Annotated in this window: 20 protein-coding genes; 10 read left to right on the plus strand and 10 right to left on the minus strand. The window is 32.8% G+C overall.

Annotated features, from left to right (window positions below):
• Window positions 1–219 precede the first annotated feature (219 nt).
• The 5 genes from OZP06_RS07690 (at window position 220) to OZP06_RS07710 (ending at window position 5594) form a co-directional block, all read left to right on the plus strand.
• A complete protein-coding gene (locus tag OZP06_RS07690) occupies window positions 220–687 on the plus strand; it encodes a hypothetical protein (RefSeq protein ID WP_269224359.1) in 468 nt (155 codons plus the stop codon).
• 85 nt (window positions 688–772) lie between these two features.
• On the plus strand, window positions 773–1621 hold the full coding sequence (locus OZP06_RS07695) for a class I SAM-dependent methyltransferase (RefSeq protein WP_269224360.1): 849 nt from the start codon (window positions 773–775) through the stop codon (window positions 1619–1621).
• 248 nt (window positions 1622–1869) lie between these two features.
• Window positions 1870–2424, plus strand: a complete 555-nt coding sequence (locus OZP06_RS07700; RefSeq protein WP_269224361.1) for an OmpH family outer membrane protein — start codon at window positions 1870–1872, stop codon at window positions 2422–2424.
• A gap of 87 nt (window positions 2425–2511) precedes the next feature.
• Entirely contained in the window at window positions 2512–3270 is a 759-nt protein-coding gene (locus OZP06_RS07705; RefSeq protein WP_269224362.1) for a hypothetical protein, read from the plus strand.
• A gap of 53 nt (window positions 3271–3323) precedes the next feature.
• Complete coding sequence (locus tag OZP06_RS07710) at window positions 3324–5594, plus strand: helix-turn-helix domain-containing protein (RefSeq protein WP_281324438.1); 2271 nt, start codon at window positions 3324–3326, stop codon at window positions 5592–5594.
• A 302-nt stretch (window positions 5595–5896) separates the two neighbouring features.
• Here the strand turns inward: OZP06_RS07710 and OZP06_RS07715 are convergent, their stop codons facing one another.
• Entirely contained in the window at window positions 5897–6877 is a 981-nt protein-coding gene (locus tag OZP06_RS07715; RefSeq protein ID WP_269224363.1) for an SPOR domain-containing protein, read from the minus strand.
• A gap of 246 nt (window positions 6878–7123) precedes the next feature.
• Between OZP06_RS07715 and dprA the strand changes: the two genes are divergently transcribed.
• A complete protein-coding gene (gene dprA, locus OZP06_RS07720) occupies window positions 7124–8224 on the plus strand; it encodes a DNA-processing protein DprA (RefSeq protein WP_269224364.1) in 1101 nt (366 codons plus the stop codon).
• 159 nt (window positions 8225–8383) lie between these two features.
• On the opposite strand, the gene OZP06_RS07725 is transcribed toward dprA, so the two are convergent.
• The 4 genes from OZP06_RS07725 to OZP06_RS07740 form a co-directional block, all read right to left on the minus strand.
• Entirely contained in the window at window positions 8384–8935 is a 552-nt protein-coding gene (locus OZP06_RS07725; RefSeq protein ID WP_281324439.1) for a hypothetical protein, read from the minus strand.
• A gap of 206 nt (window positions 8936–9141) precedes the next feature.
• Complete coding sequence (locus OZP06_RS07730) at window positions 9142–12060, minus strand: FAD-binding and (Fe-S)-binding domain-containing protein (RefSeq protein WP_269224366.1); 2919 nt, start codon at window positions 12058–12060, stop codon at window positions 9142–9144.
• Window positions 12061–12360: 300 nt separating this feature from the next.
• Window positions 12361–14256, minus strand: a complete 1896-nt coding sequence (serA, locus tag OZP06_RS07735; RefSeq protein WP_281324440.1) for a phosphoglycerate dehydrogenase — start codon at window positions 14254–14256, stop codon at window positions 12361–12363.
• 327 nt (window positions 14257–14583) lie between these two features.
• Window positions 14584–15393 carry a DUF1338 domain-containing protein gene (locus tag OZP06_RS07740; protein ID WP_281324441.1) on the minus strand — a complete coding sequence of 270 codons (810 nt, stop codon included), beginning with the start codon at window positions 15391–15393 and terminating at the stop codon, window positions 14584–14586.
• 189 nt (window positions 15394–15582) lie between these two features.
• On the opposite strand from OZP06_RS07740, the gene OZP06_RS07745 reads away from it, so the two are divergent.
• Complete coding sequence (locus tag OZP06_RS07745) at window positions 15583–16056, plus strand: Lrp/AsnC ligand binding domain-containing protein (protein WP_269224369.1); 474 nt, start codon at window positions 15583–15585, stop codon at window positions 16054–16056.
• 84 nt (window positions 16057–16140) lie between these two features.
• Here the strand turns inward: OZP06_RS07745 and OZP06_RS07750 are convergent, their stop codons facing one another.
• Both OZP06_RS07750 and trpS read right to left on the minus strand, forming a co-directional pair.
• Entirely contained in the window at window positions 16141–16602 is a 462-nt protein-coding gene (locus OZP06_RS07750) for a hypothetical protein (protein WP_269224370.1), read from the minus strand.
• 53 nt (window positions 16603–16655) lie between these two features.
• A complete protein-coding gene (trpS, locus tag OZP06_RS07755) occupies window positions 16656–17630 on the minus strand; it encodes a tryptophan--tRNA ligase (RefSeq protein ID WP_281238373.1) in 975 nt (324 codons plus the stop codon).
• A gap of 231 nt (window positions 17631–17861) precedes the next feature.
• On the opposite strand from trpS, the gene OZP06_RS07760 reads away from it, so the two are divergent.
• The gene (locus tag OZP06_RS07760; RefSeq protein WP_269224371.1) at window positions 17862–18626 is read left to right on the plus strand and encodes a lysophospholipid acyltransferase family protein; all 765 of its coding nucleotides are present in this window, start codon (window positions 17862–17864) and stop codon (window positions 18624–18626) included.
• Between the two features lie 32 nt (window positions 18627–18658).
• Here OZP06_RS07760 and recA read toward each other — a convergent pair whose 3' ends face one another.
• The 3 genes from recA to OZP06_RS07775 all read right to left on the minus strand — a co-directional run bounded on the left by recA (window position 18659) and on the right by OZP06_RS07775 (window position 22731).
• Entirely contained in the window at window positions 18659–19678 is a 1020-nt protein-coding gene (recA, locus tag OZP06_RS07765; protein WP_269224372.1) for a recombinase RecA, read from the minus strand.
• A 475-nt stretch (window positions 19679–20153) separates the two neighbouring features.
• A complete protein-coding gene (locus tag OZP06_RS07770; protein ID WP_269224373.1) occupies window positions 20154–20807 on the minus strand; it encodes a metal-dependent transcriptional regulator in 654 nt (217 codons plus the stop codon).
• Window positions 20808–20859: 52 nt separating this feature from the next.
• Window positions 20860–22731, minus strand: a complete 1872-nt coding sequence (locus tag OZP06_RS07775) for an Nramp family divalent metal transporter (protein ID WP_281324442.1) — start codon at window positions 22729–22731, stop codon at window positions 20860–20862.
• A 93-nt stretch (window positions 22732–22824) separates the two neighbouring features.
• Between OZP06_RS07775 and OZP06_RS07780 the strand changes: the two genes are divergently transcribed.
• Together OZP06_RS07780 and OZP06_RS07785 are read left to right on the plus strand one after the other, a co-directional pair.
• Window positions 22825–23580, plus strand: coding sequence for a transporter (locus tag OZP06_RS07780; RefSeq protein ID WP_281324443.1), 756 nt, complete (start codon window positions 22825–22827; stop codon window positions 23578–23580).
• Between the two features lie 29 nt (window positions 23581–23609).
• Window positions 23610–24770 (plus strand): lycopene cyclase family protein, encoded by a 1161-nt coding sequence (locus tag OZP06_RS07785; protein WP_281324444.1) that lies wholly within the window; start codon window positions 23610–23612, stop codon window positions 24768–24770.
• Window positions 24771–24800 lie beyond the last annotated feature (30 nt).

The raw sequence follows: 24800 nt of genomic DNA on the forward strand, positions 1-24800 counted from the left end.
CGATATTTTTAAATCATTTCAAGTTTTACTTTAAGTGATTTTTTTTGGATTTAAATTAATTTCGTAATTTGTATTTCAATGGCAATTTTTACTCTTTTGTTTTGTTTTTGAAATGGAACATATAATCTAATTTCTTTGATTTAAAATGATTTGTTCCACGTGAAACTACGGCTGTAATGCCTATATTTGTTGAATAAATGGTTTATATTTCTATTGAAAATGAAAATTGTCGAAGTAACGGGTTTAACTTTAGATCAGAAACAATCGTTGTTTGAACTTTGGAATTTGGAGTATCCAGAAAGTATTTGTTATAAGGTATTGTCCGATTTTGAATCTTATCTTGACGGACTTTCTAAAACAAATCATTTTTTATTGATAAATGATCAAAATCAATTGAAAGGTTGGGCATTTACTTTTTTTAGAGAAGAAGAAGATTGGTTTGCAATTATTTTAAATTCAAATATACACGGAAAAGGTTTTGGAACTTTTTTATTAAATGAATTGAAAATATCTAAATCAAATTTGAATGGTTGGGTAGTCGATCATCAAAATGATAAAAAACAAAATAAGGATACTTATTTTTCACCTTTAGATTTTTATATCAAAAATGGTTTTAAAGTTAACCAAAACATAAGATTGGAAAATAATTATATATCAGCTGTTAAAATCAGTTGGATAAGAGAATAGAAAGATTCTCATTGCATGATAGAATAAAAAAGAATTTCTTTTCAACTCTTTGTATAGAGTTGGATTTATTTATTTAAAAACACAAATGGACATTACAAACAAAAAACATTTTCTTACGGTTAAAGATTTTTCAGTTTCTCAAGAAGTTTTCGAGCTTTTTCATGATGAAGATTTAGATATGCTTATCACACATCCACAACCTAGTTTGGATGTTTTAGGAAAATACTATGAAAGTGTTGACTATATTTCACATACGGACTCCAAAAGATCCTTGTTTGAGAAGGCTTATCATTTTGTTAAAAATATAGCTTTAAAAAATAAACTCGATTTAATTAATTCCCATCAACCTTCAAAAGGTTTGATTTTGGATATTGGTGCTGGTACTGGAGATTTTTTAACTGTTGCACAAAAGGATGGTTGGAAAACAATAGGAGTAGAGCCTAGTGAAAAAGCTAAGTCTATTGCCAAAGGAAAAGGTGTTTCTTTTGTTGGAAACACTGTTGAATTGCAAAGCCATATTTTTGATGTAATTTCGATGTGGCATGTTTTAGAACACGTTCCTAATTTAGAAGAACAAATCAAAGAGTTGAAACGATTGCTTAAACCAAATGGAACTTTAATTATTGCAGTTCCTAATTTCAAATCTTTTGATGCAAAATATTACGAAAGTTTTTGGGCTGCTTATGATGTGCCTATTCATTTTTGGCATTTCTCAAAAACGGCTATTCAAAAATTATTTGCTATTGAGAATATGAAATTAGAAAAAGTGCTTCCAATGAAGTTTGATTCTTTTTATGTAAGTCTACTTTCTGAAAAATACAAAACAGGAAAAATGAATTATATTAAAGCCTTTATCATAGGTTTGCAATCGAATTGGAAAGCAAAACAAAAAATGGAATATTCATCGCATATTTACATCCTTAAAAACAACTAAAAAGCATTTTAAGCTATTTTAAAGCCTTATTTATGTTCTTTTTATAGCATTTATTAGAATTATTTTTTTTATCGATAAGAATTAAGCTGATGAGTTTGGTTTTAATAGCTTTTCCTGATTATTTTTATATATTTTAATAATTTTAATTTATTGCTAATTTTATAGTAGCATTTATAAAACTTTTTATCAATACTATCTATTTTTTTATATTTTTGTCATCATACTAAAAAAACTTGAAATACACCAAAATGAAGAAAGCATTATTATTTATCGCAATTTCAATATCACTTGTTTCTTGTGATAAAAAATCAGAAGTAAAAGAATTTAAAACAGCGTATGTAGATACAGCTGAATTGATGAAAGAATATACCGAGACTAAAGATTTAGAAGCAAAATATAAAGGGCAAGCTGCTGAAAAGGGAAGACAACTAGAAGCCGAAATTAGCAGATTCAAACAAGATGCTGCAAATTTTCAACGTAATGCTCAAGCAAATGGACAAGAATGGGCTCAAAAAAATGGCGCTGAATTGCAACGTAGAGAGCAACAATTAGCTCAGGCACAGCAAGGTTTGCAAATGCAATTACAACAAGAAAGTGGAAAAGAAATGGATTCTCTTGTAAAAGGAGTTAAAAAATTTATTAAGGATTACGGTAAAGAAAAAGGATATGATTATATCTACGGAACTGGTGATGCTGCTTCTGTTTTGTATGCTGAAGAAAAATATGATATTACAAAAGATATTGTAAAATTATTAAATGAAAAATACAAATCTGCTGCTAAAACAGAAGAAACTAAAAAGTAATTTCTTTTATAAAATATTTATAAAACCTTCATCTTGAATAAGATTGAAGGTTTTTTTGTTTATTTACTGAATTTTAAAGGACCTAAAATGACACACGTACAACATAGAAGTACTTTAGCAGAAGTTACATTCTCTTTTTGGATAATGAAAATTTGTGCTACTACACTAGGAGAAACAGCTGGTGATTTGTTTTCTATGACTTTAGATTTTGGGTATGCTATTAGTTCTTTACTTCTACTTGGATTTTTTCTTGTTTCTTTAATTATTCAATTAAAGTCCAAAAAGTATGATCCTATAAAATACTGGGCTGTAATTCTTGCAACTAGCACTGCAGGAACTACAATTTCTGATTTTATGGATCGAACATTAGAATTGGGTTATGCAAAAGGTTCTTTACTTTTAATTGGTTTATTACTTTTAACTTTAGCAATATGGTATTATAAAGAAAAATCGTTGTCCGTTACTACTATTACCAACTTGAATAGTGAATTGTTTTATTGGACGGCCATACTTTTTTCTAATACCTTAGGAACTGCATTTGGAGATTATTTAGCTGACAATTCTGGATTAGGTTTTTCTGGTGGCGCTATTTTTATAGGAATTTTATTATTATTAATAAGTTTGGCTTATTATTTTACAAAAATATCTCGCATTTTTTTGTTTTGGATCGCCTTTATTTTAACACGTCCTTTTGGCGCTACTTTTGGTGATTTATTAACTAAATCTAACTTAAAAGGAGGCTTTAACCTCGGAACAATTGGATCATCATTAGTTTTGTTTTTTATTCTTTTTATTTTAATACTTATTTCAAAAAATAAAATGGCTAAAAATATCGTATCCAAATAATTAATCATCATTTTAGCTTTTTCAATAGTATCACTTTTTAATTTATACGCCGAATGCAATCTTTATCTGAAGCCGCTTCTTATGCTCTCCGTTTTATCAATCAAACCCATCAATCTGTTTTTCTTACTGGAAAAGCAGGAACAGGTAAAACTACACTTTTAAAGGAAATCATCGCAACTACTCATAAGAATACTGTGGTTGTGGCTCCAACGGGTATTGCAGCGCTGAATGCTGGTGGGGTTACAATTCATTCTATGTTTCAATTGCCTTTTGGTGGATTTATTCCTGACAATTCTGCTCCCCAGTTTTCTGATACGACTAAGTTTGAAACCAAAGCTACTTTGCGTAGGCATTTTAAAATGAGTGGACAAAAACGCGCAGTCATTCGGAATATGGAATTGCTTATCATAGATGAAGTCAGTATGTTACGAGCTGATTTGTTAGATGCAATGGATTATATGATGCAAACCGTTAGAAGGAAATCGGCTCCTTTTGGTGGTGTCCAAGTATTATTTATTGGGGATTTATTACAGCTTCCGCCTATCATTCGAGATGATGAATGGCGTACACTTCGAAATTATTACAGAGGAAAATTCTTTTTTCATGCACATGTGATTCAGCAATTTCCACCATTGTACATCGAATTGTCTAAAATTTACAGACAAACCGATGATCGATTCATTTCTGTTTTGAATAATCTGCGGAATAATGAAATCACGCCGATTGATATTTTGATGCTGAACGAATTTGTTAAACCTAATTTTGATTTGAAATCCAATAAAGGTTACATTACCTTGACGACCCACAATGCCAAAGCCGATGTGATGAATGCGCAATCACTTGAAGACTTGGAAGGGAAGTTAACTACCTTTTTTCCTGAGATTACTGGTGATTTCCCTGAAAAAATATATCCAGTAGATCCCAATTTGCATTTAAAAGTAGGCGCTCAGATTATGTTTGTCAAAAATGATTTGTCGCTTGATAAAAATTATTTCAACGGAAAAATGGGTATTGTCAAAACAATGACCAGCAAAGAAATTTGGGTTCATTTTCCAGATGAAGATAAAACCATTGAAGTCGACAAGTACGAATGGCAAAATATTCGGTACACTGTAAACGAAATGACTAAGGAAATAGAGGAGGAGGTATTGGGTACATTTGTGCATTACCCGATCAAGTTGGCATGGGCGATTACCGTTCACAAAAGTCAGGGATTAACTTTTGACAAAGCTGCGCTCGATGTATCGCAAGTTTTCCTGCCTGGACAGGCTTATGTGGCATTATCACGTTTGCGTTCCTTAAACGGGCTTGTTTTGCTTTCTCCATTGCGAATGAATGGCATTTCAAACGATCAGGATGTGATGGATTACGCAGAGAACAAAGCCACTGAAGAAGCGCTTGCGAATGCCTTAAAACGAGAAACCAAGAATTTTATTCTGAACTATCTCAAAAACAGCTTTGATTGGAACGAGTTGGCACAAGAATGGCGCAATCACCAGTTCAGTTACAACGAAGATGCCGAAAACTCTGTAAAATATAAACATAAAGCATGGGTTCACAACCAAGCTGGAGTTATTTGGCAATTGTTAGAACCTTCTTCTAAGTTTTTAATGCAATTGGATCGATTGTTCCACAGTGAACAGTTGGAGTTCAGTCATATTTCAGATCGGATAAATGCTGCCTTTAATTATTTTATGGATCCGATGGACAAGTTGGTTTACGAAATCCTTTGGAAAATAGAAGAGGTAAAACGAATCAAAAAGGCCAAAGCTTTTTATGATGAATTAACCCTACTTGACGATTTGCAAACCAAAGCGGTACTTCAACTGATGAAAGCCAAATTAATGATGGCCACATTGGTAAAAGGTGAAACGATCTCTAAAGAAAAATTGACCTCCGAAGAAATAAAAAAGTACAAAGCCATAAAGATAGAACGCGTCATAGAAGATTTTAAAAAGGCGAATATTACTTTGATTGAGGACGAAAAAGATGCTGAACGTTACGCTCCCAAGAAATCAGCCAAAAAGGAACCCAAAAAATCTACTGTACAAGAAACTTACGAGCTTTGGTTGGAAAAGAAAACAGTTCAAGAAATTGCCACTATCCGCAAGTTTACCCAGGAAACCATTTTGTTACATCTCACCAAATTGATTCAATCTAAAACCATTAGGATTAATGAAGTATTTTCTGAAGAAAAAATAACGGCTCTGTCTGAGGCTTTTGCTGGTTACAAAGAGGAATCGGTTTCTCCCTTAAAAGAAAAATTCGGAGACCAATTTTCTTGGGAAGAGCTTAGAATGTTTAAAGCGAGTTTGAATGTATAAATTTTATAAATATTTTTTTTATTATAAAACGTGGAGACAGGTTATGGTAAACTTCTTTTATAAATTTAACTAAAGTAAAATAAAGTATTATAAATACAGTTCAAAATATGTAACAGTATAATTTATATTTCGTATTTCTAAAACCGAATTTAGGTCAAAATAAGTATGGATTGTTGAAATTACACTAATTATTTTAATTCAAAATAGGCATTGTGTCAAATATTGATGCAAAAAAATCACAAATATCCCCATTCAATAATGGTTCTATTTGTGATTTGATTATGTTGACTTTATTTAATTTTCTATAAAGATTGAATTAATATCCAAGCTTCTGGATTATCTGATGTTGTAATTGTATTTTTTTCTTTTTCTGCTTCTGCAAAAGTAGAATAACTGCCATATAAAACAGGATATAATCCATTTTTATTAATACCCAAAACTCGCGCTTTAAAACCTTTTGCTATTAATTGATTGTATCTTTTTTGTGCGTTTGCTTCACTTCTAAAAGCTCCCGCCATAATGTGATACGGTAATTTTGTTACTTCTTTATTCGATTTTAAAGAAAGTGTTACTGCTGGTATTGGAGTTTTGATAAAGAAAGTTGCTTCTTGAATCTTGTTCTGTACTTGTTTTTGAACCGCAGTTTCTACCAAAATGGTTTCGGAAGCGATTCTGTTTTGATACATAGGATAAGCAATAGTTCCAGCAACACTTAATCCCAAAACCAAAATGGCTGCATACTTGATATATGGATTTGATTTTTTAGTTTCGGTATCTGGAATAAAATTGAAAAGTGATTTTTCTTCTTCGACAATTGCAGTAGTTATCTCTGAAATTGTTGTGTTTTTTATCACTTCTAATTCTCTTTTAACTTTTGGTGAAACAAAAGAAGTTAATCCAAATGATTCTGACAAATAGTTAGTTTGCTCATTTGGAGTAAAATGCAAGTTATTTTCACTAGTAAGACTTATAACTCCAATATTTTTTATCGAAATAGAATTATTTTCTTGTAATGCTTTTTTCCAATTTAAAACTTCATATTCTATAGCACTTACAGCATAATCGTAAGATGTTTTTTCAGCTTGTGCTATATGATTGGCCAATAATCCGTCATTGTTTTTTAAATAACTATTAAACGAAATCATCTTTTTTGGCGGAAAAAAGGAATTTGAATTTTCTATCAATTGAGCCGATTGGATTTCGGTCAAAAAAGCTCCAAAACCTGGAACGGTTACACATTGGTAACGGTATAAAAGTTGCGCGATGTATAGTTCGATTTTCATAGTAACAAAGTTATACAACCAAAATAGTTATCAAAATTTTATTCACAATTTTTATTAACAATTTGCATTGTTTTACAAATCAATTCATTGCAATTTCATTACTCCTTTATCCTATAAATTAAATTCTACTATTTTCATTTTTATTCTTACTTTATATTGTTTTTGAATTGAATTTATCTGAATATCTATTTAATAGTGATTAAAAAAAATTTATGGAATCAAAAATAAGTAGTATAATTGTAAGATATGTCAGAAGAAAATATATTTTATTTATTGGCTTTACTCCGAATTGAAGGAGTAGGGGATATTATGGCCAAAAAACTGCTTACCCATTTTGGTACTGCCGAAAAAGTTTTGAATGCCAAGTCGGATCAACTCGCCGCTATTGACGGTGTAGGAACAGTTTTGCTAAAAAATTTTAAAGACAAAACTATTTTTGAAAAAGCGAAACAGGAACTTGATTTTATTCAAAATAATAACATTGAAGTGCATTCTTTTCTAGAGGAAAAATATCCAGATCGATTGAAACATTGTATTGATAGTCCTGTTTTATTATTCACCACAGGAAATATTAATTTAAAAAACCGAAAAATAATAAGTATTGTCGGTACACGACAAATTACGTCATATGGTACCGAATTTTGCCGAAAATTGATAGAAGATTTGGCACCATTGGATCCAATAATTGTAAGTGGTTTTGCTTATGGAGTTGACATTGTGGCACATCAACTGGCAATGGATCATAATTTACAAACCATTGGTGTTGTGGCTCATGGTTTGAACCAAATTTATCCAAAACCACACAAAAAGTATGTTGCCAAGATGGAACAAAATGGAGGTTTTATGACTGAGTTTTGGAGTTCCTCTAATCCAGATAAAGAGAATTTTGTTCGTAGAAACCGCATTGTTGCCGGAATGACCGAGGCAACAATCGTCATCGAATCCGCTGATAGAGGTGGTTCACTCATTACCGCCAATATGGCTAATGATTATAACAGGGATGTTTTTGCGGTACCAGGACGTATTACCGATAAATACAGTCAGGGCTGTAATAATTTAATTAAAACCCAAAAAGCAAATGTATTAACTAGTGCTGCTGACTTAATTTATATGCTGAATTGGGATATTGAGCAAGAAACCAAATCCATACAAAAACAATTGTTTGTCACCCTTGATGATGACGAACAAAAAGTATATGATTATCTTATGAAATCAGGCAAAGAACTGATGGATATCATTGCCCTGCATTGTGATTTTCCTATTTACAGGATTTCTGGATTACTACTCAATATGGAGTTGAAAGGAGTGATACGACCATTGCCAGGTAAAATGTTTGAGGCGATTTGATTTTTGATTTTAGATTGCAGAATGTAAATTCTAGATTTGCACAGTTTCAAATTGTTATTCTAAAATTACTCGAATCGCAAAGTGTTGTGACTTTGTAGAGTTTATATAAATTGTTGAGCAGGAGAGACTTCGAAGAGACTAATAGAACTAAATATTTTTTCATTTTGATTTGATTAATAAAATTAATACGAGAGGAATAATTGAAATAAGTAAATAGATACCTGAAACAGCATCAATCATTGACTCTTTTATATATTGTTTATCCTCTAAAAATACATTATCATTAATTCTATTTCTTAATACTTCTAAAATTTTTACTTTTTTATTATTTATTTCTTGGTAGGAAGTATCATTTAGTATGGCAGAGTTTTTATAATTACAAATCATTTCTTGTTTAAATTTCGAGTGCAATAAATGACCTTTAATTACTGTATTGTCAGTGTAAGTTGTAGTTGATCTATGACTTGGAGACGCGTGTATTTCAATATATGCGGTATCAACTACAAAAAAGTCTTTTGCCAAATATTTATCTTGATTGTAAAGAGCTAGGCCATTTTGAAAATTTTTTTCAAAACCTTGTTTAACATTTCCATCAATATATCCATGTACTATTTCTGAAATAGATATAAGTAATGAAATAGCCAGATGTACTAACAATATAATTTTAATTATCTTATGTTTTTTAAAAAAAGCATTATTATTTATTTTCATTTGATTAAAATTTTATTGTGTATTCATATTTATCCCCCAATCGTATTACTTCGTCAGTTCACTTCGTTTGTGCGAAAATCCGCCTTCGTATAAATTACCTACAAGGTTCGAAAAAACCTTGTAGGAACCAAAAAATTAAATTCAGCCAAAAAAATTGCAGATGCTTTAGACAACATCTGCAATCTTAAATCGTTTATCAAAAATCGTTATTTTAAAGCCTTAAAAAGGATCTCGACAGGGTGAAATGCTTTTCGGCTTGTTCCGTCGCTTATTTGGTGTCTACAGCTGGTTCCAGAGGCAGAAATTAACGTAGCTTCTTCTTCGGAGCGGATGGTTGGAAATAAAACCAATTCTCCAATTTTCATCGAAATGTCGTAATGCTCTTTTTCATATCCAAAAGATCCTGCCATTCCGCAACAGCCACTTGGGATATTGAGAACAGTATAATTTTTGGGCAACATCAGGATTTTCTTTAATGGTACCAATGAAGACAAGGCTTTTTGGAAACAGTGACCGTGCATACGAACTCTTTCTTGAGTTTCCGTAAATGAATCCGAAGTGATGCGTCCTTCATCCAATTCTTTGGCTAAAAATTCTTCGATTAGCATGGCTCTGTTCGAGAATGCTTTGGCTTTTTCTTTCCATTCACCACGACACAAATCAGGATATTCATCACGGAATGATAATATTGCCGAAGGTTCAATTCCAATCAAAATGCTATTTTGGGGTATTTCTTTGGCGAAAGCCTGAACATTCTTTTCAGCGATTTCTCTGGCTTCTTTCAGCATTCCTTTTGAAAGATAGGTTCTTCCGCTGATGCCAATTTCGGGAACAACCACTTCATAACCCAAACGATTAAAGAGCTTTACTGCAGTTTGACCTATTTCGACATCATAGAAATTAAGGAATTCATCGTTGTACAAATACACCTTTCCTTGGATTAAATTCCCCGTTTGTCTGTAGCTTTTGAACCATTTATCAAAAGTAATTTTGTGCATTAACGGCAATGATCTTTCAGTTGCAAAACCAGTCGAACGTTTCATTAAGTTTCCTATAATTCCTTTCGAACCAAAATTATACAACCATGGTACCGATGCAAATAATTGATTGATTTTTGGAGTGTTACCAATTAATTTGGAACGGAATTTCACTCCATTTTTATCATGGTATTGTTGTAAGGTTTCGGCTTTTAGCTTTGCCATGTCGACATTCGAAGGACATTCGGATTTACATCCTTTGCAGCTCAAACACAAATCCATTACTTCGATCAAACCTTCATCATTAAATTTATTTTTTTGTGTAGAGTTGTTAATGGTTTCTCTCAGAATATTGGCTCTCGCACGTGTAGTATGTTTTTCATCACGTGTCGCCATATAACTTGGACACATGGTTCCGCCACTTTTCTCAGTTTTTCGGCAATCCCCAGATCCGTTGCACATCTCGGCAGCACGTACAATACCGTTATGCTCAGAAAAATCAAAATAGGTTTCTGGCATCGGAGTTTCCTGACCCGGTTTATATCTCAAACTGGAGTCCATTGGTGGAGTATTCACAATTTTTCCTGGATTAAAAATGCCCCAAGGATCCCAAGTATTTTTTACTTGTATGAACATTTGGTAGATTTCTTCTCCCAACATTAGCGGAATAAATTCACCTCGAAGTCTTCCGTCGCCGTGTTCCCCACTTAGAGAACCTTTGTATTTTTTGACCAAATGGGCGATATCAGTCGCAATAGTTCTGAATAAAGCTGCGCCTTCTTTGGTTTTTAAGTCAATAATTGGACGAAGGTGTAATTCTCCTGTGGCAGCATGCGCATAATGCACACAACTTAGATTTCGTTCTTTTAAAATGGCATTAAAATCTTCGATAAAATCAGGTAAATCATTAACATCAACAGCAGTATCCTCAATAACGGCAACGGCTTTGGCATCACCAGGAATATTAGACAATAATCCCAATCCTGCTTTTCTCAGATTCCAAACTTTATTGGTGTCTTCTCCCCAAACAATCGGGAAGTGGTAACCAAGGTTTTTGGAACGCATCAGTTCTTCCATTTCTTGGGCGGCCTGAATAATTTCTTCTTTTGAGTCCCTTAAAAATTCAACAACCAAAATCGCCTGTGGATCGCCTTCCACAAAGAATCTATTTTTGCTTTGCTCGATATTTTCTTTAGTACATTCAAGGATATAATGGTCGATTAACTCAACACTGTCCGGCTTGAATTTCAAAGCTTCCAAGTTGGCTTTTAGCGATTCGTTGATGCTATTGTGGTGTACACAGACCAAACCAGCGAAAGGTTTTAAAGCATCAACTAAATTCAGTTTTATCGCTGTCGAAAAGAACAATGTCCCCTCGGAACCTGCGATTAATTTGCAAAAATTAAATTTTTCGGTTGGATCGCCAAAAGGTTGACTATCGGCCAGCAAATCCAAGGCGTAACCTGTGTTTCGTCTTGGAATGGATTTTTTAGGATAATTTTCGTCGAATAATGCTCTGTTTGCTTGTGAGCCTAATATTTCTTTAGTTTGAACATAAATTGCTTGCTCTAATGGACTTACTACATTTATTCCGTTGCATTTGTCTTCAAATTCGGCAGTGGTCAATGCGCCAAAAGTGACTTCGTTTCCATCAGCCAAAAAACCTTTAATTTCAAGCAAATGTTCCCGAGTGGAACCATAAATAACGGATCTCGCGCCACAAGCATTATTTCCGACCATTCCGCCAATCATACAGCGATTACTGGTAGAAGTTTCGGGGCCAAAAAATAGTTTGTATGATTTTAAGTGTAAATTCAGTTCATCTCGAATCACTCCAGGTTCAACCCAACATGATTTTTCTACGGAATCAACCGAAAGTATTTTGGTGAATTCTTGTGAAATATCTACCACGATTCCATTTCCTACCACCTGTCCCGCAAGAGAAGTTCCTGCAGCACGTGGAATAACACTGCTTTTGTTTTCTCTGGCAAAAGTGATAATTTTTTGAATATCTTCCTTTGTTTTCGGAATGGCTACCGCTAACGGCATTTCTTTATAAGCGCTTGCATCAGTTGCGTAAAGTGTACGCATCGTATGGTCGTACAATAACTTCCCTTCTAATTGCTTTTCAAGATGTTCAAGCTTCATTTTATTTTTGATTTTAGATTAACCCTGACAGTTATCGAGGTTGATTTTTGATTTCTTGTGACGAATATCTTTATTATAAAAATAAGCAGCAATTAATTTTACCATTTAAGCCATATAAGCTTTTTGATACTTTGCTAAAATTAGTGGTTAAAAAAGTTCATATAATTTAAAAATGTTATTAAACATTTTTTCTTAAATGAACTTTGATTCGACTTAATTTAAATAAAAACTTATATGACTTATATGGTTTATAATTTTATTTGATAAAGTGCTGTTATCTAATGAATTAATCAACAATCATTAATAAAGAATTCTATATCGAATGGTATTAGGAATCTTTTTTAATTTTTTCTCCAATTCTTTGTTATGGAAATTATCAATGTCGGTAATTACATAACCCAAAGTTTCATTGGTTTTAAGATATTGACCCAAAATATTGTTGTCATACTCTAAAAGAATATTGTTGATTTGAGCCAATATACCTTTCACATTTTCATGAATGTGCATGATTCTGTGGGCACTTTGCAGTTCAGGAAGCTGTATTTCAGGAAGATTTACACTTCCATAAGTCGTACCAGTATTGATATAATTAATAATTTTGTTGGCCACATAATGTCCAATGTCTTCTTGCGCTTCTTCGGTACTACCTCCAATGTGGGGTGTTAAAATTACGTTTGGCATTCCTTGTAATTCAGACACAAAAGGTTCCGTATTGTCTTTAGGTTCATAAGGGAAAACATCTACAGCCGCACCATGAATTTTACCGCTTTTTAGGTTCGCACTTAGAGCTTCAATATCTACTACATGACCTCGAGAAAGGTTCAAAAAGATAACGCCAGGTTTCATGTATTCAAATGCTTCTGCATTTATTAAATTTTTATTGCTGGCGCGTCCGTCAACGTGTAAAGAAACCACATCCGAAAGGGCTAATAATTCTTTCAAAGAAGAACATTTTTTAGCATTTCCAAGTGCCAATCTGTCTACAGCATCATAAAAATAGACTTTCATTCCTAACGCTTCTGCAATAATTGAAAGTTGAGATCCAATACTTCCGTACCCAACTAATCCTAATTTTTTGCCTCGAATTTCGACACTATTGGTGGCCGATTTGTCCCAAACACCAGCGTGCATCAATTTGCTTTTTTCAAAAGTATTACGAACTAACATAATAATTTGTCCCAAAGCTAATTCTACAACAGAGCGCGTATTGCTATAAGGTGCATTAAAAACAGAAATCCCTTTCATGCTACAAGCATTAAGATCTACTTGATTGGTACCAATACAAAAAGTTCCAATAGCATGTAATTTTTTAGCATGTTCTAAAACTTTGGCCGTTACATTGGTTTTGGAACGAATTCCAAGAATAGAAACTCCTTTTATTTTTTCAATTAATTCTTCTTCATTCAAAGCGCCTTTAAGTGTTTCTACATTGTATCCTTCGTGTTCGAAAATTTTAACAGCATCTTCGTGTATGTTTTCCAATAACAAAACATTAATTCTGTTTTTTGGATAGGAAACCGAAGCTTTATACGAAAGTTCATAAAGAATTTCATCCAATGAAGGAGCTATTTGGCTGGCTTTTTCTATTACAATTTTTCTACTTACATTTTCGGTAAAAGCAAAAAATTGGGAAACGGCGCCACCTTCCAAAGTTTCATAATCGGTATAGCCATCACCAATCATTATGGCTTCTCCCTTCAGGTTTAAGGATTTTATCTTCTTTACTTTTCCTTGGTTTTCGCACAATTCATCCTTTTCATCAAATCCAATAATATTTCCATCGTGATCAAATTTGAACGTATTGGCCAAAACGTGTTCTGGTTTGATTCCATATTCTTGAACAATTGGGATAATAATTTCCTTAAAACCGTTTGAAATGATATAAATATGATCGGAGTGTTGTTTGAAAAAAGTTCTATTTCGAATCACCGATGCGGTTACTTTCTTTTTCAATTCTTCAATTACTGCACCTATGTGATCTCTATTAGCCTGTAATAATTGGATTCTTTGAGTCAAAGATTCTTTCAAGGACAATTTACCTTCCATCCCAAGGTCGGTTAATCGTTGAATTTCACTTAATATTTGAACTCCTGCTGCACTATCTTTATAAATTACTTCACATAATACATCTAGCGCTTCGACTTTCATAAAAGTACTGTCAAAATCGAATATAAATGTTTCCTGATTTTCTGTCATCTTTTTACTGTTTTTCACAAATAGAAGTTATTTGTCAATTTTTTTTCAAAGATAGCCTCTCTATTGGTTTTGTGAAAATATATTGGTATAATACTGGCCAGTTTAACGAGAATTGAGATTATTGTTATAAATTATCTCTTTAGTTGGGTAATTTTAAATTTAAACCCCAAAAATCAATTTTAAATTTTGTTTTATTTATTTTAAAATTGATAAAGCTTTGTGCGTTTTCTTATTAATAGAGCGATATTTCTTAAAAAAACAATAACTTGTCATTATTCTTCATGCAAAACAAAGAATTTGACAAGTTATTGAGCTGTTTTTGGATGTTTAATTTTGCAATTTTACATCGGTACTTTCAAAAATTTTATCGGCAGAGGAAGTGACAAAACCCTGGTATAAATTCCCGTCAGGCAATGCGTAACGCAAAGCAAATTCGTAATAACAAGATGGGATTTCAAAAGAACCTTCTTCGAAGTTTATGGTACATAAATCAGCCAAAGTGCTGGATTGTTCTAATAATTGCTCAGGAGTTCCTTTGATTTTCCCGCCAGAAGCATTTAATTTCCACCCTTTTTCTTCCAAGAAAGTGTTTAATTCTTCCAGTTTTTCAAAATGCTTTAAGGCGTTGACATTGATGGTAAAGTGATTGGCACGGAATCCATACACGTACATCCAAGCCGCATATTCAGATTCTTCTAAAAACGTTTTGTAAATCGCTTGTGAATTCGATTTCCAAATCACACCATTCAATACTAGTTCGGGATTAGTAAAATCTTTTTGGTAGCAATCGTTCAAAATTGTTTTTACGGTTTTCTGTAGTTCTGGAGAACATTTTTCCAACTCCAATTCGGAGATAAAAATTCTTGGTGCATTGGTATCTGAAGTATGTTCGTAATGTTTGGCATATAGTTTTTTGGATTCGAAAACATATTCTCCACGCGCTTCGTAACCAACTTCCAAAAAAGGTTTTTCTAAAACCGAAATATCAACGCGTGGGTCATTAAAAGTACGGATTGCAATATGATCATTTTGAATCGTTTCGCCTTTTTCTTCCAGTAAAGCATGTATTTTTTTTGCAGATGGGGTTATTTCAGCATATTGCTCCCATAGTTTCGAAAGTAGTTGATTTTTGTCCATTTCTGTCTGTGTTTTTATATTGTAATAATGACACAAAACTAGATACAAATATGTTAAACTAACATATTTATAATTCGATTATTTATAAATAGACATTTTTGATTAATAATTATGTAATTTTGACATTTTAAAAAGCGTTTTTGGCTTTAGAATTGTCAATGTTATAGTTTTCAACCCATTATTTAAGTCATGGTAAACACCAAAAACAACGAAAATACGGATTATTTAGACCAAGAAATCATCAAAAAGTTGAGTGAGAACGGGAGAATCCCTTATTCTGAACTGGCTAAAGAATTAAAAGTATCCAATTCGTTGGTGCATTTACGGGTAAAAAAATTGCAGGAATCGGGCGTGATAGCTGGATTCTCAGTAAAATTGAATGCCAAAGCAAACGGTTTCGAAACCATTACCTATACTGGAATTGCTACCAAAGAAGCGCGTTTTGCCTATTCAATAGCCGAGCAATTAAAACTGATTCCAGAGATTGTGGAATGCCATTGGGTTTCGGGTAAATATGCTTTGTTTATAAAAATTGTAGCGGCAAATAACGAAGAGCTACGCAAAATAATCTACGAACAAATTCATATTATTGAAGGAGTGGGAGGAACGGATTCTTTTATTTCTTTTGGGTCAGCTTTTGAGAAAAACTTGCCGATACAGTAGCTTCTATAAATAGCAATTGCACTAAGTTTTACGGATTGATTCGTGAAACTTAGTGCAATTTGTGTTTTTCTTAATTTTTTGGAACTAAAGAATACTATTTTCCTCTTCAATAAGTTCCTTTTTTTCTACTATAAAAAAGAGAAAAGTACCGATTGTTAATGTAATAATACTCAGTAACCAGAGAAAATAACCCAATTCTAAAGATAAAATTTTTGCTAGTGAACCACTTTCAGATCCAAGTATTTCAGTCCAAAATGAAAAACTAATTGCCAAAAGTAAAGCTATACAACTTAAAACAATTGCTTTTCGATCCTTTCTTTGGAGCATAATTATTGCATATAAACACAAAGGATTTGCAAGCCAAATAATTTCCTCCAATAATCCTCCACCAAAAAAAGCGATGCTTCCTGTTAGTAAGTAACTTATGGAAGATGAATCCTGAGATTCTCCATGGTAATATATTTTTACTGCATTTTGAGTTAAAGAAATAAAGAACAGAAGCAAGCTGACATTTATGGTTATACTCTTAATTCTTTCTGATTCCATTTTTTGACTTTATGTTTTGATAGCTTGATTGTTATTTGACTTCAAGTAGTTCTTTAAACCTCAAATCCCAATTTCTCTCTAACTCTATTCAAAACACCTGTGGCAACAGTACTTGCTTTTGCAGCTCCTTTTTTCAATAAGGCATCTACTTCCGGAAGATTGTTGATATAATAGTTGTATTTTTCTCTTTCGGTTTTAAATTTTTCAACGATCAATTCAAACAACGCTTGTTTGGCGTGACCATATCCGTAATTACCGCCTAAATAATTGGCTCTCATCGCTTCGATTTGACTTTCGTCTGCCAATAATTTATACAAAGCAAAACAATTACAAGTATCCGGATTTTTTGGAGCTTCGAGGGGTGTGCTGTCCGTTTCAATGCTCATGATTTGTTTGCGCAAAGCTTTATCATCCAAAAATATATTGATGAAATTATTAGCAGATTTACTCATTTTTCCGCCATTAGTTCCAGGAATCAGCATACTGTCTTCTTGGATTTTGGCTTCTGGAATCACAAAAGTTTCTCCCATTTGGTGGTTGAAACGGGAAGCTACATCGCGAGTGATTTCCAAATGCTGCAACTGATCTTTTCCAACTGGAACATATTCGGCATCGTATAACAAAATATCGGCTGCCATTAACATTGGATACGAAAATAAACCGGCATTAACATCTTCCAACCGATCCGCTTTGTCTTTGAACGAGTGTGCCAATGTCAAACGTTGAAAAGGGAAAAAACAACTCAAGTACCAAGACAACTCAGCAGTTTGTGCCACATCTGATTGGCGGTAGAAAACGACTTTTTCGATATCCAAACCGCAGGCCAACCAAGCGGCAGCAGTACTATAGGTATTGGCTCTTAGTGTTTCCCCATTTTTTATTTGTGTAATTGAATGTAAATCGGCTATAAAAAGGAAAGATTCGTTTTCTGGTTTATTCGACAGTGCGATTGCAGGTATAATTGCGCCCAATAGGTTTCCCAAATGCGGTGTTCCAGTACTTTGAACGCCAGTAAGTATTTTTGCCATTTTTAGTTTTTTAAATCTCGTATGATTGTAAGGTAATATAATATTTTATTGCAAAGTTAATTCTTTTGCTAAATTTTCCGCAAGTTTCCTTACTTTTGGCTCCATCAAATGTGCATATTTTTAAATGGGTGATTACAATTATCTATATTTTGCAACTAGATACTTGATAAATTTCAGTAGGAACAAGTAAGCAATTGTATGTGACCAATAAATAACTATTACAAACAACACATGAAAAGTATAAAAAAGATATTTTGGGCCGTTTGGCGGATTTGGTTTTATGTAGTCATGCTCATACCAATCCTAATTATGTTGCCTTTTTTGGTGGCTTCTATATTAACGGAAAGCGGCTATCCTTATTTTTTTAAAATGTCTCGTATTTGGGCAAAATGTGTTTTGTTTGGAATGGGTTTTTATTATAAAGTAGAGAAGATTCAAAAATTGGATCGTAACAAAAGTTATATGTTTGTGGCCAATCACACTTCTATGTCAGACATTATGTTGATGCTTGCAGTAGTTGATAATCCTTTTGTTTTTGTTGGAAAAATGTCGCTTGCTAAAATTCCGTTATTTGGTTTTTTCTACAAGAGAACTAGCATATTGGTTGATAGAAGTTGTTCTAAGAGTAGAATGGAAGTATTCAATGAAGCTCAAAAAAGAATCGACCGTGGATTGAGTATTTGTATTTTTCCCGAAGGAGGAGTTCCTCACGATGAGTCTATTTTGTTAGACACCTTCAAAGATGGAGCGTTTCGTTTGGCGGTAGAACATCATTTGCCAATTGTACCGCTTGTTTTTCCAGACAATAAAAAAAGGTTGTCGTATACGTTTTATAGTGGTAGCCCAGGGATTATGCGGGTTAAAATTTTACCCACTGTAGCTACCGTTTCTGAAACTGGTGAACCATTGGAAAGGAAAGAAGTGCGAGAAAAAGTTCGAAATATAATCTACAATGAGTTAGTAGAATTTGAAAAACTAGATAATCGAGATAAATAAAAAAAGACCGCAATTTGCGGTCTTTTCTGTTTTTATGCGTTAGCCAATTCTTTAATGTGATTTTTAATTTTCACTTCCAGTTCATCTGCTAATTCTGGATTGTCTTTGATCAATGATTTTACTGCATCACGACCTTGTCCCAGTTTGGTTTCACCGTAACTGAACCAAGAACCCGCTTTTTTGATAATTTCAAATTCTACCGCAAGATCTAGTATTTCTCCTGTTTTAGAAATTCCTTCACCATACATGATGTCAAATTCGGCCACTTTAAACGGTGGAGCTACTTTGTTTTTAACCACTTTTACTTTAGTTCGGTTACCCAATACATTCTCACCATCTTTAATTTGAGTAGATCGGCGAATATCCAAACGTACCGAAGCATAAAACTTCAAGGCATTACCACCAGTAGTCGTTTCTGGATTTCCAAACATTACTCCAATTTTCTCTCTTAATTGGTTAATGAAGAAAACCGTACAGTTTGTTTTGCTAATTGTTCCGGTTAATTTTCTTAAGGCTTGAGACATCAAACGTGCGTGTAGACCCATTTTGGAATCTCCCATTTCACCTTCAATTTCACTTTTTGGAGTCAATGCAGCAACCGAGTCAATTACCACAATATCAATAGCTCCTGAGCGAATTAAGTTTTCGGCAATTTCAAGTGCTTGTTCCCCATTATCCGGTTGTGAAATGATTAGGTTTTCGATATCAACGCCTAATTTTTCAGCATAATTTCTATCAAATGCATGTTCCGCATCGATAAAAGCAGCTATTCCGCCGGCTTTTTGCGCTTCAGCAATTGCGTGAAGTGTTAATGTTGTTTTACCAGATGATTCTGGTCCATAGATTTCTATAATTCTTCCTTTTGGATAACCACCAACTCCCAAAGCCAAATCGATTCCCAAAGACCCTGAAGAAATAGTTTCTACTTCTTCAATGGCTTTATCTCCCATTTTCATTACAGTTCCTTTTCCGTAGGTTTTATCTAACTTGTCAAGTGTAAGTTGTAATGCTTTTAACTTAGCTTCTTTTTCTGAACCGCTTTTTTCTTTCATCTCTATTTCTTTTGTTTATTCTGGTTTTCCTTTATTTTATTCAAAATATTGGATCGGTTTAATTTAATTTTCGTAAAAATACTTCTTTTTTTTGAAGTAGCAAAAGTTGTTTTTTTTATTATCAATAAGTATTTTTTTCATTCATCGGGAGTCCCCATTTTGTCTGAATATCATTTATTTTCGTAGTAGTTGGTTGTCTCTTTTAAAAAATATTTTAGGGTTGTTGCATTTTTAATTGTTTAAAGATTGACTTTGCAAATTGAGTTTTGAAAATGTTTTGTTACAAATAACAAAGAAGTATTTTCTGTATAATCGTAACCCGTTTTTTTGTAAAAATGAAACTTTCTTAACACTTTATAATCTTTCTATATCTCAAAATTTAAAAATATCGCTTTTTAGGACAGTGAACTTTATACTATATTGGGTATGTTATTTTTTTGAAAATATGAATAATTAGGTGTATTCAAAATTTAACTTAAAGTACTTTTACATACAAATTACTCGCAATTTTGTTCGAAATGGTCATTTCTGCATCATTTATTTTTATTTTCAAAGATAAATCAAAAGTTTCCTTTGCTAGAATTTCAATTTTTGTTCCCAAACCAATTTGTTGTTTGTCCAGGTATTTCAAGAAATCGGAAGAATTGTCTTTGACTCCTACACAAATTCCTGTCTGATTAATTTGCAATTCCGATAACAATTGTTTTTCGATCGCTACAATGCGTCCATGTGCATCTGGAATGGGATCGCCGTGTGGATCTTCGGTTGGATTTCCTAAAAAATCATCCAGTTTATTGATTAGCTTTTCAGATTTAATATGTTCAAGCTGTTCCGCTATATCATGTACTTCATCCCAAGAGAAATCGAGTTTGTCTACCAGGAATACTTCCCATAATCGGTGTTTTCTAACAATCATTTTGGCGGCAAGTTTTCCCTTATCTGTGAGAGATACGCCTTGGTATTTTTTGTAATTAACTAAATCTTTTTCGGCCAATTTCTTCAACATATCGGTTACTGAGGAAGCTTTGGTTTCCATCATTTCCGCAATGGCATTGGTACTCACCTCACTATTAGCGCTAGTAGTAAGATGGTATATGGATTTTAAATAGTTTTCTTCTGAGAAAGTCATTTGAATTGTGATTGAAGATTTTAGAATTTAAATTTCAGATTGGCAATTGAAATTAATTTTTGACAATCAACAAAGGTATGGTTATCTTGTGTCTCAAGCGGTCAACGGTTGTGCCAAAAAGTAAATCTTTCATGCCTGTATGCCCGTGAGTTCCCATAATTAAAATATCAAAATCGCCTTTGTTTACTAATTTCGGAATTACTTTATTGGGCTTTCCGAACCCTAATAAAGTTTTGACATGAAATCCTTTTTCTCGGAACATCAATTTATATTCGAGTAATAAGGTTTCATCAATTGTTGTTTCGTGATCATCAATTTGTTTGCCATACATCAGAGCACCAACAGATTCAACCACGTGAATTAAGGTGTATTTTGCCTCTTTTCCTCCCATTTTGAAAGCATAGTTAATCGCATTTTCATCTGCAAACGAAAAATCAACTGTAATTGCTATGTTTTTGTTATCATGAACAGAAGTTTCTGTAAATTTTAAATTCATATCATGTGGCGAATGGTTCTCAATATTCAACTTAGCTTTCGAAATGAATGGTTTTATTACAATATAAAGCAACAAAAATAAAAAACCAAGTGCCAAAGGAACAACTGTTAACCACAGAATTATTGGGTTTTCAGAGGTTTCCAACCATCCTTGAATTTCTGAATATACCAGTTTAGCATTCAGCGAAACGATGATTATCGCAATTAGCCAAGCAGCAACTTGGGTTACTTTACCAATGTGAAAACCTTTCATTTTGGATTTATCACTTACAAAATGTATCAATGGAATAATGGCAAAACCCAATTGTAAACTCAATACAACTTGACTAAGAACCAATAATTTTCCAGTAACACTTTCTCCATAAATTAAAATAATAACCACAGCTGGAACGATCGCAATCAAGCGTGTTATAATGCGTCTTACCCAAGGCTGTATTCTAAGATTTAAATACCCTTCCATGACAATTTGTCCCGCCAATGTGCCTGTTACGGTTGAACTTTGTCCCGCAGCAATCAAAGCTACTGCAAACAATATTGAAGCCCATTTGGTACCCAGTAAAGGTTGTAGAAAACGGTACGCATCTTGAATTTCGGCTACTTCATGCATTCCGTTTTTGTAAAATGTGGCAGCAGCCAATATCAAAATCGCAGCATTTACAAAAAAAGCTAAATTTAAAGCAATTGCTGAATCGATAAAATTGTATTTTAAGGCTTGTTTGATACCAACATCGCTTCGGCTAAATTTTCGAGTTTGTACTAATGAGGAATGTAGGTACAAATTGTGGGGCATTACCGTAGCACCAATAATTCCAATAGCGATGTAAAGCGCTTGTTCATTTGGTATCGAAGGAATTAAACCATAAAGAACTTTCCCCATCTCTGGTTGGGCAAAAAACATTTCGAATACGAATGAAAGTCCAATTATTAACACCAAAACAATGATAAAGGCTTCCATTTTTCGAATCCCTTTATTAATTAAAAAAAGCAATAAAAAAGTATCCAGTACCGTTATAATAACAGCATCTATTAACGGAATATTAAATAGTAAATTGATCCCGATGGCCATTCCTAAAACTTCTGCTAGATCACAAGCGGCAATAGCTATTTCTGCAAGAATATAAAGAATGTAATTAATAAATTTAGAATACGTTTCTCGGGAGGCTTGCGCCAAATCACGCTGGGTAACGATTCCTAAACGAGCACTTAAACTTTGTAAAAGCAACGCCATTAAATTACTCATTAACAAAACCCACAATAAGGCATACCCAAATTGACTTCCACCTGCTATATCGGTAGCCCAATTTCCTGGATCCATATACCCCACACTTACCAGATAAGCAGGCCCGAAAAAGGCCAGTATTTTTTTGAAAACAGTTTTTTTATTTTGAGTTGACACCGATTGGTTTACTTCTTCTAGAGATTTGCTCATTTTTAATAGTTTAAAAAGCAAATGTATACATTTGTTTTATATTAATTAATTTATTTTTAGTTTTGTCTAAAAATAAATATAATATCCGACTAAATGAAAACTAATATTCTATTTTTCGCGTTTTTTATACTGTTTGTCAATCCTTCATACACTCAGGATATGACTTCAATTCAAACTGACCGACCGGATCAAACAGAATGTCCATTTATAACGCCAAAACATTATTTTCAGATTGAAAGTGGTTTTTCTTATGAAAAAGGGCATGATGATTCCAATGAAATAATTGCACAATCTTTTTTAACGAGATTTGGGATAAATGATTTTTTTGAGTTGCGATTAATAACAGAATTTGTCAATATTAATGAATATTCAAACAGATATTCAGGAATAAATCCCATTTTGATTGGTTTTAAAACAAGACTTTTGAAGGAGAATGGAATTATTCCAAACACTTCTTTAATTGGTCATTTAGGGATTCCAAAAGCAGCTTCATCTGATTATAAGGTAAACAATTACTATCCTGAATTCCGTTTTACCATGCAGCATACTATTAACGCGAAACAATCACTCAGTTATAATCTTGGAGCCGAATGGAACGGTCTGTCCAGTAATCCAACTTATATTTACACCTTAACAACTGGTTATTCTTTTACAGATAAAATGGGAGCGTATCTTGAACTCTATGGATTTTTAGTTCAATTTGAAAAACCAGACCATCGTTTTGATGCTGGTTTAACCTATTTGATAACTCCAAATCACCAATTAGACGTATCGGGTGGGATTGGTTTTTCTAAAGATTCCCCGGACTTTTATATTGCACTCGGATACTCTTTTCGATTCAAAATCTAAATTATATTCTAAATTGATTATTTTTGAAGATGAATTCACCTCAAATCAAACATTTCGATTACATTTTTGCCGGTGCTGGTTTGGCCGCTTTGATGACAGTTTATAAAATGGTTTTATCCCAGAAATTCGAAAACAAAACCATCTTACTTTTAGATTCTGATTCCAAAAAAAACAATGATAGAACTTGGTGTTTTTGGGATAAAAATGATGGTTTTTGGAATTCAATAATAGCTAAAAAATGGGATTCGGCATTGTTTGCAGATGAAAATTTTAAGCGTAATTTGATATTAAAACCTTATCAATACAATCAAATTCTAGGATTAGATTTTTATAATTTCGTTTTGGATTTGCTTCTAAAACAAAATAATATAACTTTTTTGAATGAGAAAGTTATTGATATTAATGAGTTGGAAACTCACGTTTTTGTACGAACAGAATTCAATAATTTTACTTCTGATTCCTTATTCAACAGTATTTATACAAAAAACCTTGTTGAAGCACAAAATAGATATCCTGTTTTGCAACAACATTTTATAGGGTGGTTTATTAAAACAGAAAAAGAAATTTTCAATCCAAAACAAGCAACTTTCATGGATTTTTCGGTAGCGCAAAAAGGTAATACTCGATTTATGTACGTGTTGCCAAATACAAAGACCGAAGCTTTGGTGGAATATACTATGTTTTCAAAAGATTTACTTTCAAAGGAAGAATATGAAAATGAAATTCAGAATTATCTCGATAAATTAGGTATTGAAAATTATATAATTATCGAAAAAGAACAAGGCAGTATTCCAATGACTAGTTTTCCTTTTTGGAAAAAAAACACCAAACGGGTTCTGAATATTGGAACTGCTGGTGGTTGGACAAAAGCAAGCACGGGATATACTTTTAAAAATTCAGATAAAAAATCAACGGAATTAGTCGCATTTCTTCAATCAGGAAAAGAATTGAAGGCTTTTTATAATAAAACAAAATTCTGGTATTATGATTTGTTATTGCTGGATATTTTAGACAAACACAATGAATTGGGTTCTACTATTTTTTCTTCTTTATTTCAAAAAGGGGATTCCAAATTAATTTTTAAATTTTTGGATGAGGAAACCTCGTTTTTAGAAGACTTACATGTCATATTGAGTTGCCCAAAACGCATTTTTATAAATGCATTATTTCGAGTTATTTTTAACACATAAAATAACAATCAAACTATAACAAAACTTTAT

This window comes from Flavobacterium sp. IMCC34518 (assembly GCF_027111095.2).
Taxonomy (GTDB): domain Bacteria; phylum Bacteroidota; class Bacteroidia; order Flavobacteriales; family Flavobacteriaceae; genus Flavobacterium; species Flavobacterium praedii.